Origin of the sequence: Lysinibacillus sp. NPDC093197 (assembly GCF_044754025.1) — a bacterium.
Classification (GTDB): Bacteria; Bacillota; Bacilli; order Bacillales_A; family Planococcaceae; genus Lysinibacillus.
This window is the reverse complement of sequence record NZ_JBIVOH010000008.1, coordinates 215,255-230,059: the sequence shown is the minus strand read 5'-3', so window position 1 is coordinate 230,059 and position 14,805 is coordinate 215,255. Positions and strand designations below refer to the sequence as shown.

General features: G+C 37.7%; 14 protein-coding genes. 4 read left to right on the top strand and 10 right to left on the bottom strand.

Annotation, left to right across the window (positions count from 1 at the left end; genetic code table 11):
• From ACIP9G_RS19050 to pdhA, 4 genes are all read right to left on the bottom strand, one after another.
• Positions 1–506 (bottom strand): FAD-dependent oxidoreductase (locus tag ACIP9G_RS19050; RefSeq protein WP_401021439.1); only part of this gene is annotated, 506 nt, incomplete at its 3' end.
• Between the two features lie 4 nt (positions 507–510).
• The gene (locus ACIP9G_RS19045) at positions 511–1,863 is read right to left on the bottom strand and encodes a dihydrolipoamide acetyltransferase family protein (RefSeq protein WP_340826069.1); all 1,353 of its coding nucleotides are present in this window, start codon (positions 1,861–1,863) and stop codon (positions 511–513) included.
• 47 nt (positions 1,864–1,910) lie between these two features.
• A complete protein-coding gene (locus ACIP9G_RS19040; RefSeq protein WP_173477915.1) occupies positions 1,911–2,888 on the bottom strand; it encodes an alpha-ketoacid dehydrogenase subunit beta in 978 nt (325 codons plus the stop codon).
• Positions 2,889–2,891: 3 nt separating this feature from the next.
• Complete coding sequence (pdhA, locus tag ACIP9G_RS19035) at positions 2,892–4,007, bottom strand: pyruvate dehydrogenase (acetyl-transferring) E1 component subunit alpha (protein WP_401021436.1); 1,116 nt, start codon at positions 4,005–4,007, stop codon at positions 2,892–2,894.
• 395 nt (positions 4,008–4,402) lie between these two features.
• Here pdhA and def point away from each other — a divergent pair, with 395 nt between their 5' ends.
• Complete coding sequence (gene def, locus ACIP9G_RS19030; RefSeq protein WP_340826072.1) at positions 4,403–4,960, top strand: peptide deformylase; 558 nt, start codon at positions 4,403–4,405, stop codon at positions 4,958–4,960.
• A 237-nt stretch (positions 4,961–5,197) separates the two neighbouring features.
• Here def and phnX read toward each other — a convergent pair whose 3' ends face one another.
• Genes phnX through ACIP9G_RS19005 form a run of 5 tightly spaced genes read right to left on the bottom strand, consistent with a single transcriptional unit; the run spans position 5,198 to position 10,447 of the window.
• Positions 5,198–5,986 (bottom strand): phosphonoacetaldehyde hydrolase, encoded by a 789-nt coding sequence (phnX, locus tag ACIP9G_RS19025; RefSeq protein WP_401021432.1) that lies wholly within the window; start codon positions 5,984–5,986, stop codon positions 5,198–5,200.
• On the bottom strand, positions 5,976–7,076 hold the full coding sequence (gene phnW / locus ACIP9G_RS19020; RefSeq protein ID WP_401021430.1) for a 2-aminoethylphosphonate--pyruvate transaminase: 1,101 nt from the start codon (positions 7,074–7,076) through the stop codon (positions 5,976–5,978). The genes phnX and phnW overlap by 11 nt, the downstream gene beginning before the upstream one ends.
• 14 nt (positions 7,077–7,090) lie before the next feature.
• Complete coding sequence (locus ACIP9G_RS19015) at positions 7,091–8,074, bottom strand: extracellular solute-binding protein (protein ID WP_401021427.1); 984 nt, start codon at positions 8,072–8,074, stop codon at positions 7,091–7,093.
• On the bottom strand, positions 8,074–9,702 hold the full coding sequence (locus ACIP9G_RS19010; protein WP_401021425.1) for an ABC transporter permease subunit: 1,629 nt from the start codon (positions 9,700–9,702) through the stop codon (positions 8,074–8,076). The genes ACIP9G_RS19015 and ACIP9G_RS19010 overlap by 1 nt, the downstream gene beginning before the upstream one ends.
• Positions 9,695–10,447, bottom strand: a complete 753-nt coding sequence (locus ACIP9G_RS19005; protein ID WP_401021423.1) for an ABC transporter ATP-binding protein — start codon at positions 10,445–10,447, stop codon at positions 9,695–9,697. Before ACIP9G_RS19005 ends, ACIP9G_RS19010 begins: the two co-directional genes overlap by 8 nt.
• 147 nt (positions 10,448–10,594) lie before the next feature.
• Between ACIP9G_RS19005 and ACIP9G_RS19000 the strand changes: the two genes are divergently transcribed.
• Positions 10,595–11,356 (top strand): DeoR/GlpR family DNA-binding transcription regulator, encoded by a 762-nt coding sequence (locus ACIP9G_RS19000; protein WP_401021421.1) that lies wholly within the window; start codon positions 10,595–10,597, stop codon positions 11,354–11,356.
• A 170-nt stretch (positions 11,357–11,526) separates the two neighbouring features.
• On the opposite strand, the gene ACIP9G_RS18995 is transcribed toward ACIP9G_RS19000, so the two are convergent.
• Positions 11,527–12,297: a Cof-type HAD-IIB family hydrolase gene (locus ACIP9G_RS18995; protein ID WP_401021419.1), complete on the bottom strand. Its 771-nt coding sequence runs from the start codon at positions 12,295–12,297 to the stop codon at positions 11,527–11,529.
• Positions 12,298–12,731: 434 nt separating this feature from the next.
• Here ACIP9G_RS18995 and ACIP9G_RS18990 point away from each other — a divergent pair, with 434 nt between their 5' ends.
• Both ACIP9G_RS18990 and rnjA read left to right on the top strand, forming a co-directional pair.
• Complete coding sequence (locus ACIP9G_RS18990; protein ID WP_340826084.1) at positions 12,732–12,941, top strand: DNA-dependent RNA polymerase subunit epsilon; 210 nt, start codon at positions 12,732–12,734, stop codon at positions 12,939–12,941.
• Between the two features lie 5 nt (positions 12,942–12,946).
• Positions 12,947–14,614: a ribonuclease J1 gene (gene rnjA / locus ACIP9G_RS18985; protein ID WP_340826085.1), complete on the top strand. Its 1,668-nt coding sequence runs from the start codon at positions 12,947–12,949 to the stop codon at positions 14,612–14,614.
• Positions 14,615–14,805: the final 191 nt, after the last annotated feature.

The window sequence follows — 14,805 nt, the reverse complement described above, 5'->3', positions numbered from 1 at the left end:
GCGCCAGTAGAGTTTAGGACACGATCAGAGAATTTAAAAGTTGGAATTTCAACTGGACGAGAACCTGTTGCGATAATCACATTGTTAAATGTGTAAGTTTGAGCAGATTCACCATTGATGATACGCACTGAATTAGCGTCAACGAAATATGCTTCACCTTGTACAATTTCAACTTTATTACCTTTAAGTAAGCCTTCAACACCGCCAGTTAATTTTTTAACAACGCTGTCTTTAAAAGCTTGTGCTTTTGAAAAGTCTAGTTTCACATCAGAAGCGATGATACCCATGTCATCTGAATGTTTAGCATGCTCAAAGCGGTGACCTACTGAAATTAACGCTTTTGATGGAATACAACCTACGTTTAAGCACACACCACCAAGTACATTTTTTTCAACGATTGTTACTTTTTGGCCAGTTTGAGCTGCACGAATTGCTGCTACATATCCTCCAGGACCTGAACCAATGACAAGAGTATCTGTTTCGATTGGGAAATCTCCTACTACCATTTTGTTACGCCTCCATTAATAATAATTCTGGCTCACTTAACAAACGCTTTAAGTGATTTAAAGCATTTTGCGCAGTGGCTCCATCGATCATGCGATGATCAAAGCTCAATGATAATGCTAACACAGGTGCAGCTACAATTTCACCATTTTTTATTACAGGTTTTTCTGCAATTCGACCAATACCTAAAATAGCTACTTCAGGGTGGTTAATTACTGGAGTAAACCATTGACCACCTGCAGAACCGATATTCGTAATAGACATTGATGCACCTTTCATTTCATGTGGTGCAAGTTTACCATCACGTGCTTTTGTTGCTAAGTCATTAATTTCATTTGAAACCGCAAATACCGATTTGCGATCAGCATGCTTAATAACTGGAACTAGCAAGCCTTTTTCAGTATCCGCCGCAATACCGATATTGTAGTAATGCTTTTGAACGATTTCTTGTGTTGCATCATCTAATGAGCGGTTAAATTCTGGGAATTCACGTAAAGTTGAAATAAGTGCTTTCACTACGTATGGTAAATACGTCAATTTCACACCTTTTTCAGCCGCGATATCTTTGAATTTTTTGCGATGTGCTACAAGAGCTGTTACATCAACTTCATCCATTAGTGTAACGTGTGGCGCAGTTTGTTTTGAATGCACCATTGCTTTAGCAATTGCTTTACGAATGCCAGACATTTTTTCACGTGTTTCTGGGAAGTCGCCTTCAAGAACAACAGGTGCAGCTGGTGCAGTTTCTTGTTGAGCAACTGCTTCCTCATTTGCAACTGGAGCTTCAGCTTCTTCAGACTGTACTGCTCCACCACCATTTAAGAAATTCTCAATATCTTCTTTTAAAATACGACCATTTTTGCCAGTACCCGATACTTCATGAATATTAACATCATTGTCTCGAGCAAATTTGCGAACTGAAGGCATAGCGATGATGCGTTTCGTACTATCAGTTGTTTCTTGCTTTACTGCTACCTCCGCTGTTGCTGAAGCTTTTGGAGCTTCTTCCTTAGCAGCAGGCGCTTTTGCTACATCTTGACCAGCTTCAGCAGTTGACTGCACTTGTGCCTCTGTCTTCGCTTCCGCATGATCGTCACCTTTTAGCTTCAAATCTTCATAACCAGGAGCATCTAAACGAATTAATACATCGCCAACAACAGCAACTGTACCTTCTGCTACTAATATTTCCTCTACTTTGCCTTCAACAGGTGAAGGAATTTCTACGACTGCTTTATCATTTTGTACTTCACAAAGGATATCGTCTTCTTTTACTGTATCCCCAGCTTTAACGAACCATTTTACAATTTCGCCTTCGTGAATACCCTCGCCAATATCCGGTAATCTGAATTCAAATGCCATGTGTACCCATCCTTTCTCTTTGCTCTTCTTCAAATATGCAAGTTACATTAGAATGTTAAAACTTTTTTCGCTGTTTCCATTACATCTTTAAAATTCGGTAACCAAACACCTTCAGCTTGTGGGAATGGGTACACTGTATCCGGTGCTGCTACACGAAGAACAGGAGCCTCTAAGCTCAAAATTGCACGTTCTGTAATTTCAGCGACAACATTCGCAGCAATACCTGCTTGTTTTTGTGCCTCTTGAACAACGATTGCTCGGCCTGTTTTCTCAACTGACGCAATGATTGTTTCAATATCAATTGGTTGAATTGTACGTAAATCAATAACTTCTACAGAATGTCCTTCTTTTTCTAGTTCTTCTGCAGCCTTTAAGCTTTCGTGTACCATTAAGCCATATGCAACAATTGTTAAATCTTTACCTTCACGTTTTACATCAGCCTTACCTAGTGGAATTTCGTATGCTTCCTCAGGTACTTCTTCACGGAATGAGCGATATAATTTTAAATGCTCTAAGAAAATAACTGGATTATCATTTCGAATAGAAGAAATAAGTAAACCTTTAGCATCGTAAGGTGTTGATGGTACAACTACTGTTAAACCTGGTTGAGCTGTCATTAAACTTTCTAAGCTGTCAGAGTGCATTTCTGGTGTATGCACACCGCCGCCGAATGGAGAACGAATTGTTACAGGTGCATTATACACACCACCGCTACGGTAGCTTAAACGTGCTAATTGCCCACTGATAGAATCCATTACTTCATATACGAAACCGAAAAATTGAATTTCCGGAACTGGACGGAAACCTTGAAGAGAAAGACCGATCGCTAACCCACCGATACCTGACTCTGCTAATGGTGTATCAAATACACGGTCAACACCAAATTCTTTTTGTAGGCCTTCAGTTGCTCGGAAAACCCCACCGTTGACGCCTATATCTTCTCCGAATAAAAGAACATTTTCATCATTCTTTAATTCTGTGCGAAGAGCATCTGTAATTGCTTGAATCATCGTCATTTGTGCCATAGGTTATTTCGACTCCTTCTCTTTGTAGATTTCATACTGTTCTTTTAAATTAGATGGCATTTCGCCTTTATACATATTTTCCATTAACTCTGTAACTTTTTGTTTAGGTGCAGCATCAGCTTTTTTGATTGCGTCTTTAATTTCTTCTTTCGCGCGCTCGATAACAGCCTCTTCTTTTTTCTCATCCCATAAACCTTTACCCTCTAAGTATTTACGGAAACGAACTAGAGGATCTTTTTGAGCCCATTCGTTATCTGTATCTGATGTACGGTAACGTGTTGGATCATCCCCAGCCATAGTATGTGGGCCATAACGGTAACACATTGTTTCAATGAAAGTTGGACCTTCACCATTAATTGCACGTTCACGTGCATCACGAGTTGCAACATAAACTGCAAGCGCATCCATACCATCAACTAAAATACTTGGAATACCTGCTGCAATACCTTTTTGTGCAATTGTTTTTGCAGCTGTTTGTAATTCACGTGGTGTTGAAATCGCGAATTGGTTATTTTGTACGATGAAAATTGCAGGCGCTTTAAATGCACCAGCAAAGTTTAAACCTTCGTAGAAATCGCCTTGTGATGAACCACCATCACCTGTATAAGTAATTGCTACTGCTTTTTTACCTCGTTTTTTAATACCAAGTGCCACCCCAGCAGCTTGGATATATTGAGCACCAATAATGATTTGTGGAGCTAGTACGTTTACGCCTTCAGGAACTTGATTCCCTAAGAAGTGACCACGTGAGAATAAAAATGCTTTATCTAACGGTAAACCATGCCACACAATTTGTGGTACATCACGGTAACCCGGTAAAATCCAATCTTCTTTTTCTAATGCAAAATGAGAAGCAAGTTGTGATGCTTCCTGACCTGCTGTTGGTGCATAGAAGCCTAAGCGACCTTGACGGTTAAGAGAAATGGAACGTTGATCTAAAATACGTGTATATACCATACGCGTCATTAACTCAACTAACTCTTCATCTGATAATTTCGGATCTGCCTCTTCATTTATAATTTCGCCTTCTTCGTTCAAAATTTGAAACATTTCAAACTTTTCTTCGATTTCAGTTAGCGTTTGTTTTGGATCAAAAATATTATTGTTTTTCTTGCTCATTTGTCACATCTCCCTTTCAACTGTATTAAAATAAATCACTTTTAAACTAGTACAACTTATTCTTAGCACTCAGTATACTGAATAAAATACTGTCGGTCAATCATATATTACGCCTAATACCAAAGAATTTTTCTACAAAAACGATTATTACATACTGTCCTATACTGTATTACTAACCTCAAAAATCTGTATTACAACAACATTCATCAAGCGCACAAACATTACGTTTCAATACATAATTACCAATAGTAGAATACCCCAGTTCTCTATAATCTAATAGCAACATAAAATATTTTTAAGCTTATTCAAATAAAGTCTTTTTTCATGTGCATGTTTTGATAGGTGATGTATACTTATAAGTAAGGTAATACAAAGATTGAAAGGAAGATTTACTCATGATTTTAATGGATGATATTATTCGCGAAGGCCATCCGACTCTCCGCACAAAAACAGAGGAAGTTCTATTCCCTTTAACTGATGAAATAAAACAGCTTGCTACAGATATGCTTCAATTTTTAATTAACAGCCAAGATCCTGAAATAGCTGATAAGTATGATTTGCGTAGTGGCATCGGTTTAGCTGCTAATCAAGTAAACAGCCTACATCGAATGTTCGCTCTTCATTTGAAAGACGAAAACGGCGAACAACTTAGCTTTGTTGCTATCAATCCTAAAATTGTTAGCCACTCAGTTGAAAATACCTACCTGCCAACGGGCGAAGGCTGCTTATCTGTTGATCGTAATGTACCTGGTTACGTGCCTCGTCATGCACGCATTACCGTGAAATTTAAAACAATCGACGGTGAAGAGAAAAAAATGCGCCTATCAGGCTTACCAGCTATTGCATTCCAGCACGAATTAGACCATTTAAATGGCGTCATGTTTTATGATCGTATCAATGAAAAAAATCCGTTTGCTGAAATTCCAAACGCTGTACCGTACGAACGCGACTAAGACAAGCTAGTGGCTATTGGTTGATGTCCGCTACGGCGGACGCTTTCCGCGGGCACACCGTAAGCCGCACCCCTCGCTAAAGCGCGGGATTGTTGCGTCTTACATTGTGTGCTGTTCCCGCAGGAGTCGCCGCCTCCGCTACCATCAACTATTGCTCTCTGCAAAGTTTTATTTATTGCAAAAAGTGTTAGATTGATGACAGTCAATCTAACACTTTTTCGCTTTAAGAGCTTTATTTTAAACTAATCGTGCATTAATTGTTTCAATTAGTGCAGGCAGTTCTTGCATTGTTTGAATGGTATAATGCGCACCTGCTTGTTCAAAAACAGCTTTTGTTCTTTCGATAGCATCCGCTCGCTCTTCAGCAGATAAACGCATAAACTCCTGTTCTGTTAAACCCATTTCTGAACTACCAATGATGACACCTACAGCCCAAACCCCTGCATTTAATGCCTCTTGCATATCCGAAGTAGTATCCCCTACTTTTACTACTTTTTTCGTTGCTTGAATGCCAAGTTCCTCGATATTTTTGAAAATCATATAAGGATACGGACGCCCTTTATCTCCTACGTCAGTTGGCGTAACTAAAAAGTCAGGCTTGTACCCTTTTTCCTGAGCGTGATGAGTCACTACTTCCATCATAGATTTAGTATAGCCTGTTGTAGAGCCTATACTTATGCCTGCCTGTTTTAAATGATTAACCGTTTCTATTACATGTGGGATTGGATCGGTGTACATAGCTAGTAATTCCATTAACTTCGTTTCAAACTGTGAATATAACGCTTGTACATCTTGTTCTGTATATGCACGTCCATACACTTGTTCCCAAGCCTCACTTATTCTAGTCATTTCAAGCATTGTTCGAATATGATCAATTTTTAACATTCCCATAGGTTTACGCGCTTCTTCCAGCGTCACCGTTACACCTGCATCTTCAAAAATTGTAAGAAACACATTTACTGGAGCAAAACATCCGAAGTCAACCGCCGTACCTGCCCAATCTAAAATTACCGCTTCAATTTTCATTATTTTTCACCGCCATATAGTTTTCAATAACATTGCATAATGTATTAATATCTCCCTCGTGAACATCCCCTATATTCCCAATTCGGAATGTATCGAATTCAGTTAATTTCCCTGGATAAATAACAAAGCCAGCTTTTTTCATCTCATGATAGAAATGATCGAAAGAAAATGCTTCATATGGATATAAAAACGTTGTAATAATAGGTGATTGAACTTCCTCAGAAATATAAGCCTTAAATCCACATTGCGACAATCTTTCACGCAGCATTAGGTTGTTTTTAGCATAGCGTTTGTAGCGCGCCTCAATTCCACCTTCTTCAGCTAGTTCCTCAAGTGCCTTGGCAAAAGCTGCTACAACATGTGTCGGTGATGTAAAACGCCATTTCCCATCTACTTTCATCACTTCCCATTGATTGTATAAATCCAATGCAACGCTTTTGGCCGTTCCTTTACATTTTTCTAACGCTTCAATTTTCGCGATGACAAAACCAAAACCAGGAACGCCTTGAATACATTTGTTAGCACTACTGATTAAAAAGTCAATTTGACCGTTTGACAAATCCATCGGCACACCACCAAAGCTACTCATCGCATCTACAATAAATGTTTTATTGAACGAACGAACGACTTCTCCTATTGCATCAATGGGATTTAATATCCCCGTTGTCGTCTCACAATGTACAACAGCGACATGTGTAATAGCAGCATCATTTTCTAGTATATTTCGCACCTCTAACGGTGATGGTTGTTCATTATACGGGACACTATAAACGATATGCTGTAACTGAAGTACTTTCGCCATTTCGACTATCCGTTCCCCATAAGCACCATTTGTTAAAATAAGAACTTTATCTGCATCACCGATAGTAGTTGTTAGTACAGACTCAACAACGAAGCTACCACTTCCTTGCATTAGTACTGCTGAATAATTTGTTTCATCTACTTGCGCTAGTTCTACTAACTTTTTACGTATTGTTTGTGTAACTTGCTTATAGTCGTCATCCCATGTACAGCGATCCATTAGCATCTCCTTTTTTACTGCATCTGTTGTTGTTAATGGACCTGGTGTTAATAATTTGTAGTTATTCATGTCGTTATGCCCCTTTATTGTTGTGCTTCTTTAAAGAATGCTTGATGTTTTTCTAATAAATCGACAGTTAAAGTCGTATCCCACTTTTTCAAATACTGTGGTACATATTCATTATCTACTTGCTCACCTTCGTAAAGCGCTACCGGGTATTGTTTCAACAAATCTGCTCGTGCCTCTGTCGCTATTACCTTTGCCATTTCAATTGCCAACGCTTCATCGCCCTCTTTATCTACAACAGCTACAGATTCTGTTAACGTAAAGTTGCCTTCAGTAGGGTCAATATAATCAATTGGTAAGCCCTCATTTTTTGCATCAATTGCTTGAATACGTAACCCAAACCCAGCTGCCACTTCACCTGTTTTTACCTTTTTAATAGGACCAGAGCCAGAGCTTTCAATATGAGGACCTGCATTTTTAATTAAATCCGCTAATACTTGTTTCCCTTCTTTTTCTCCGTATTCATTCATAATCGCTTGTACTAATAGCCAACCTGTAGATGAGTCTAGAATATTAGGAAATGAAACTAAATCTTTAAATTTAGGGTTCGTTAAATCCTTTATTGTTTTCGGGACAGGTAGTCCTTTTTGTGCCAATAAATCTGTATTAATAAAAATTGATCCTACATTCCCTAAAATCGGTAATGCATAGGTTGATCCACCATCTATTGGCTTTAAGTCAGAGGGCAGGTCAACAAACATTGATTTAGATGTTTGAGCACTTTCTATAAAATACGAAGCCATCGTTACAACATCCGCTTCAATATCAGTACCTTCCGCCATCATTTTTCCACCTAATTCAGATGTCCCAAAAGATTGGATGATATACTTGCCTTCATAGCCTTCCTTATCTAATGTCGCTTGCATTACCTCAATTGCTTCATCATCTGCATTCGAATAAATGATTACTTGTTTGTTTGCATCAGCCTCTGCACTACCACATGCAGCTAATACAATTGCAGAACTAACAGTACCTAACATCATGATTGTTGACTTTTTCATCATTCCATCTCCTTAACCTTTTCTTTAGTTGTTGTTATATAATCACAACCTAATTTCACAATGAGGTTTGTGCATAAAATAAAAATGGAGAGAACAAAAATATCTGTATACTTCGCAAAATGCTGAAGTTCTTTTATGCGCGTGGAGACAAGCATTGTTTTCGTACTGACAAGGAAAATTACCCCACTAACAGTCACCATGGCATTTAAAAAATAGTAGCTAAACATTTGAAAAATAGTAGGACGGATATTTGGTAAAATAACGCGTACCACTGTTTGAATCCAGGAGTCTTTTAGCAATTCCCCCGTTACTTCCCATGTAGGGTCCATTTTTTGCAAAGAGTTTTTCGCCATCAAATACGGTGTTGTAAAAAAATGAACGACAGTATAGGCAATAATAATGAAGAAGGTCCCCTTTAACGAACTTCCATTAAAGAAAAATAAATAAGAAAGACCAAGAACCATCCCAGGCACGGTGTTCGTAACCATTGACATAATATCTATCGTTTTCCTGCCTTTCAGTGGCGTTCTGACGTTTAGAAGCGCTGAGATAAATGCTATACAAACACCTAAAACGGCTGTAAAGAAAGCAACGATGAGTGAATTCAAATAAACTCTAGTTAAGTTTTTCTCTGCTAAAACATTTTGTATATGTTCCAATGTAAAGCTAAAGTCATATGGATACCCTTTTGTAAATGGCACGATGAACATTGTCGAGAAGATGATAAAAATCGAACTCACACATAGTAATGAAAGAACTGTAAATGTACTATCGCGCAGACGGTGTACTACTAGCTCACTTTGACTAGCATGCTTGTATTGAAAATTAAATCGATCTAGCAAACTTAGTATCACGATACCAAGTACAGCAGGCACAAGCATCAATACAGAAATTACCGATCCTTGCTCAAATCGCACGATAGAGCCAAGCATTGCTTGATAAAGCTCTGTAGCGATCACTTTATAACTTCCACCTACCGACGCTGGTATTCCAAAGTCAGTAAAGCTTAAAATAAACGTTAATATAAAAGCTCCACCAATTGTTCCTAGCATTGGACGAAGTACGGTATGGTAAAATCGACGTGACGGTCTATCATGCATCAGCATGGAAACGAGCAAAAACCGTTTATCAATGTATTGCATCGAATTTTGCATTAAAATAAAGGCAACAGGTAATGTGTAAAGTACATATCCAATTAACAATCCATTAAATCCATAAATAGTCACTATAGGCTGACCTACTAATTTTGTAATAATGCCTTGATTGCCAAATGTATAAATCAGTACAAAACCATAGGTGATTGTCGGCAACAACATCGGCAATGTTATTCCTACATGCACAAGTTTTTTAACATGCCGATTCATCATCGTAAAATGTAATGCATAAGCCAATGCAAACGCTAAACAAGTCGTGATAATAGCAGCTACAAATGACACTTGAAAACTATTGAGAAACGCTTCACGAATTTCAACGCTCTGTAATGCTTCTACATAGTTTTGTAACGTTATGCTATTGCCTTTTTTCAAGGACTGCCAAAACATATAAAGCAAAGGCACAATTAAAAAGAAGAGAAAAAAGAAGGCAACAGGGATAAACAAAATTTTCACCATTTTATTAGTTTTAAGCATAGGATTCTCCAAACAGTTGGTAAATGTTATGACGTTTAATGTGAAGTTGCCTTAAGATAAAGTCTTCGATAAATTGATTTTTTGGTGTTTTTAATATTTCATGAGGTGTACCATATTGTGAAACAGTGCCCTCATTAATAATTAGTACTTTATCTGATAACGTAAGCGCCTCTTCAGGATCATGGGTCACGATAATTGTCGTTAGATTAAATTGCCGCGCAATCGATTTAATGCGCTCTTTAATCGATTCCTTGATTACCCCGTCAAGCGCACTTAATGGTTCATCTAGTAATAATATGTTCGGTTGCATCACGAGTGTTCTAGCAATTGATACACGTTGTTTCTGCCCACCTGATAATTCGTGAATCTTCTTATGTAGATGTGGGGCTAGTTCTAAAAAATCAACATACTCTTGTATCTCGTTTTTTGTCATTTGCTGTTTTTTATTTTTTAAGCCATATACGATATTGTCGTAAGCATTTAAATGTGGGAATAACGCGAAATCTTGGAAAACGATATTAAATCCCCGTTCCTGCATCGATTGTTTCGATATATCTTGTCCATTGTAAAAAAGTTGCCCATTCGTTTGCTCTGTAAGACCTAGAACAATGTTGAGTAATGTTGTTTTGCCACAACCACTCGGCCCCAATAAAGAAACTATTTCGCCAGAGCCAATTGTTAAATTTATATCTTTTAAAACTTTTTTATTTTTATAGCTTTTTGAAATATTTCTTAGTTCCAACAAATCGCTCACTCCTTTTGAGTTGTTACTCACAGTATAGTGGCAATTTGTAAAGGGAAATAACATGTTTGTGTAAATGTTGAGTAAATTCTGACCAACTGTTGACAAAGTCATTACTACTTTGAGTAAATAACAAATAGAGGTGATTAAATGTATACATTAGAAAGGCAGCAACATATTTTGCAATACGTGCGCAATAACAAGGTAGTGAAATTAGTTACCTTGACAAAAGAATTCAATGTATCAATGGAAACTATCCGAAGAGATATTCAATTACTTGTACAAGAGAAGAAAATCGAGAAGTTTTATGGGGGCGTAAAATATATTGAACCTGTCGAAGGGCTAATGGACAATCGATTGACGCAGCAACTAACAGAAAAAATCGCTATCGCAAAAGCTTGCGCATCTTTAGTAGATGATGGTGACTGCATATTTATTGATAGTGGTACAACAACCTATCAGATGACGCCATTCCTTTTAGGAAAGGAAAAACTAACAGTTGTTACGAATTCTCTACCTGTGGCATTTGATTTAATCGGCTCTAATATTGAAGTAATGATTATCGGCGGAAAGATACGTCATTCAGAAAAGTCGGTCACTTCTAATGATTTCCTTTTCCGATTCGAGCATCTAAATATTAATAAGGCGTTTATATGCGCAAGTGGCGTAACGCTTGAAAAAGGAATATCCGATTTCAGTCTAGAAGAGGCGATGACGAGGAAACAGCTCATTAATATATCACAAACGGTTTATGTTGCAACGGATTCTTCTAAATTTAATAAAGATGTCGCGATTCAAGTGTGCCCGTTAAATCAGGTCGACAAGATTATTACCGATAACAAGCTCTCAAAAGATACGCTAAAGCAGTATAATGAGGCAGGAATTAAGCTGGAGATTGTTGAAGTTGGGTAAAATTCAGAATTGTTTGAGTGCCTGACACTCTAACAGGCACGACGTAAGCCGCAACCCTCGCTAACACAAAGGTTGTTGCGACTTACGTTACGTGCGTTCCCGCAGGAGTCTTATTGGATTTTTAAATATATTTTACGAGTAAAATTCAGAATTGTTTGGGTGCCTGGCACTTATATAATTCTCAGATAACGCATTGCTTTTGCAAGACCGTCCGCATCTACATGATCTGTAATATGTGAGGCAACTGCCTTTACTCTTTCATGGCCATTCCCCATCGCTATGCTCGTACCAACAGCCTCTAACATTTCAATATCATTAATACCATCACCAAAAGCAATTGCATCATCTAATGTTAGACCCATTTTTGTGAGCACTTTTTCGATTCCTGCAGCCTTCGAGCCTCCTTTAGGCAAAATATCACAAGAATATTGATGCCAACGCACAAACTGAACATTTGGAAAAGCTTCGTAATACAAATGTTCATCTTTCTCTTCCATAAAGATCAGTGTTTGATAAACATCGTTCTGCATATAATAAGATGAGTCTAGTTCTGGATATGGGTATTTTAAAGTATCGAGACTTTCCGATACCATGTTATGCCCTCCAACTGACGCGATCATTCGCTTGTCGTCTAAAAAAACAACTGGTTCGTTTCGCGCTTCACCAAAGGCAATAATTTTCGCTAACTCATCTTTTTCAACACCATTTGTATAGACAACCTCGCCACGATAAACAACGTATTGTCCATTGAAGGTCACATACGTATTAATATCAAGCTCTTTTAACAATGATTGAATCATAAAAGGTGCACGTCCAGTGGCAATTACAATCTCATAGCCTTTACGACGTGCTTCTAATAACGCTTCCTTTGCTGAAGCTGGCAATATTTTTTCACTGTTATAAAGTGTTCCATCTACATCAAAAAATAAAATTTTATTCATTTTATAATTCCTTTCTTTTTGTTGTTGCAAAGGCAAAATACTTTACACAGGTATCGTTTTTAATTATAATGATCCTAAGGAGTGATGTGCCATGCTGAAGAAACTAAAGCAAAAATTGTTGAAGCAACTTCGCGGCGTACTCGGAAAAAAATCAATTGCCTAACATTTGCCCTTCATTATTTGAAGGGCTTTTCTTTATTTTAAAGTAGCCGCGTGATAATATAAAGGAAATGCATTTATTTGTCTATGCGCAACCACTGTCTCATTGCCTTTATGAAAAGTGCAAGATTAAAGTATTGAGATACAAGAAATTCAAACGCTCATTTCTTTATTAGTTTGAAGTATACTAGAAATTCGCGGTTTTTTCTTGTAGTACGTGTGTGGTAATAGCCAAATCTGCAATAATAATGTACGCAATTAAAGGAGAGCAAACTATGATTTACAAAGTTTATTATCAAGAAAAAGCAAATGAGATTCCAGTTCGCGAAAACACTAAAAGTCTATACCTTGAAGCTGCTTCAGAACGTGAAGTACGTCAAAAGTTACAAGACCGTCATTACAACATTGAGTTCATTCAACTGCTTGAAGGTAACTATTTAGACTACGAACAAGCAAGTCCGAACTTCATCTTGGAGGAAATTTAACAAACATGAAGTTTGTTAAAAATGACCAAGCAGCTGTTTTCGCGCTCGGCGGACTGGGCGAAATCGGCAAAAACACTTACGGCGTTCAATTTCAAGATGAAATCATCTTAATTGACGCCGGAATAAAATTTCCAGAAGACGATTTACTCGGAATTGACTATGTTATTCCTGATTACACGTATTTAGTACGAAACGTCGATAAAATTAAAGGGTTATTTATTACGCACGGACACGAAGACCATATTGGTGGTATCCCTTATTTACTACGTCAAGTGAATGTTCCTGTTTATGGTGGTAAGCTTGCACTTGGCTTATTGCGCAACAAACTTGAAGAACATGGTTTACTACGTACAACTAAACTAATCGAAATTAAAGAAGATGATGTTATTAAATTTAGAAAAACATCTGTAAGCTTCTTTAGAACAACGCATAGTATTCCAGATGCTTATGGTATCGTCGTAAAAACACCTCCTGGCAATATCGTGCATACAGGTGACTTTAAATTCGACTTTACGCCAGTAGGCGAGCCAGCAAACTTAACAAAAATGGCTGAAATAGGTCGTGACGGCGTGCTGTGCTTACTATCTGATAGTACGAATGCTGAAAAACCAAATTTCACGATGTCTGAACGTACAGTTGGGAAAAGTATTGACGAAATCTTCCGCAAGGTTGATAGTCGTATTATTTTTGCAACGTTCGCATCAAATATTCACCGCTTACAGCAAGCAACAGATGCTGCCATTAAGTACGGACGAAAAATCGCTGTATTCGGTCGATCTATGGATAATGCCATTACAATCGGCCGTGAACTTGGCTACATCAACGCACCAAAAGATACATTCATTGATGCCCAAAGCATTAACCGTTTACCTGCCAACGAAGTGATGATTTTATGTACAGGCTCGCAAGGTGAACCAATGGCAGCACTATCTCGTATTGCCAATGGTACACACCGTCAAATTCAAATCCAGCCTGGCGACACTGTTATCTTCTCGTCTTCACCTGTACCAGGTAATACGGTTAGCGTAAATAAAATCATTAATTTACTTTTCCGTGCTGGCGCTGAAGTAATTCACGGTGCATTAAATAATATCCATACATCTGGTCACGGATCGCAAGAAGAACAAAAGCTAATGCTACGACTAATGAAGCCAAAATTCTTTATGCCTATCCACGGTGAATTCCGTATGTTAAAAATGCATACGCATTTAGCAGAAGATTGTGATGTTCCACTTGAAAATACTTTCGTTATGGAAAATGGTGATGTCCTGGCATTAAGTGCAAATGAAGCACATGTTGCAGGTCGCATCCCTTCTGGTGATGTCTATATTGATGGTAACGGTATTGGAGATATTGGCAATATTGTACTACGCGATCGCCGTATACTTTCTGAAGAAGGTTTAGTAATAGTTGTAGTGAGCGTAGATATGGAAAACCAAAAAATTGTTTCAGGTCCTGATATTATTTCACGTGGCTTCGTCTATATGCGTGAATCAGGTACAATGATTAATGAAGCACAAAAAATGCTGAACCGTCATCTTAACGAAACAATTCAAAGCAAAACGCCGCAATGGACTGAGCTTAAAAATGAAATTACTGACGTTTTAGGACCTTACTTATTTGAGAAAACTAAACGTCGTCCGATGATTTTACCGATTATTATGGAAGTATAATCTTTTAAATTAAGAAGCTACGCATTATTTGCGTAGCTTTTTTTATGTATATACATTCTATTTTATTTACATAAAATTATAGAGTTTGTAAAAGACTAAGCTCCCCACTTTAATTTTGTAAGATGTAGTTTAACCTCCTTAAATTTAGAATACACAAATTCACCAGCAATATTTTTACGTGACTTAGCTTT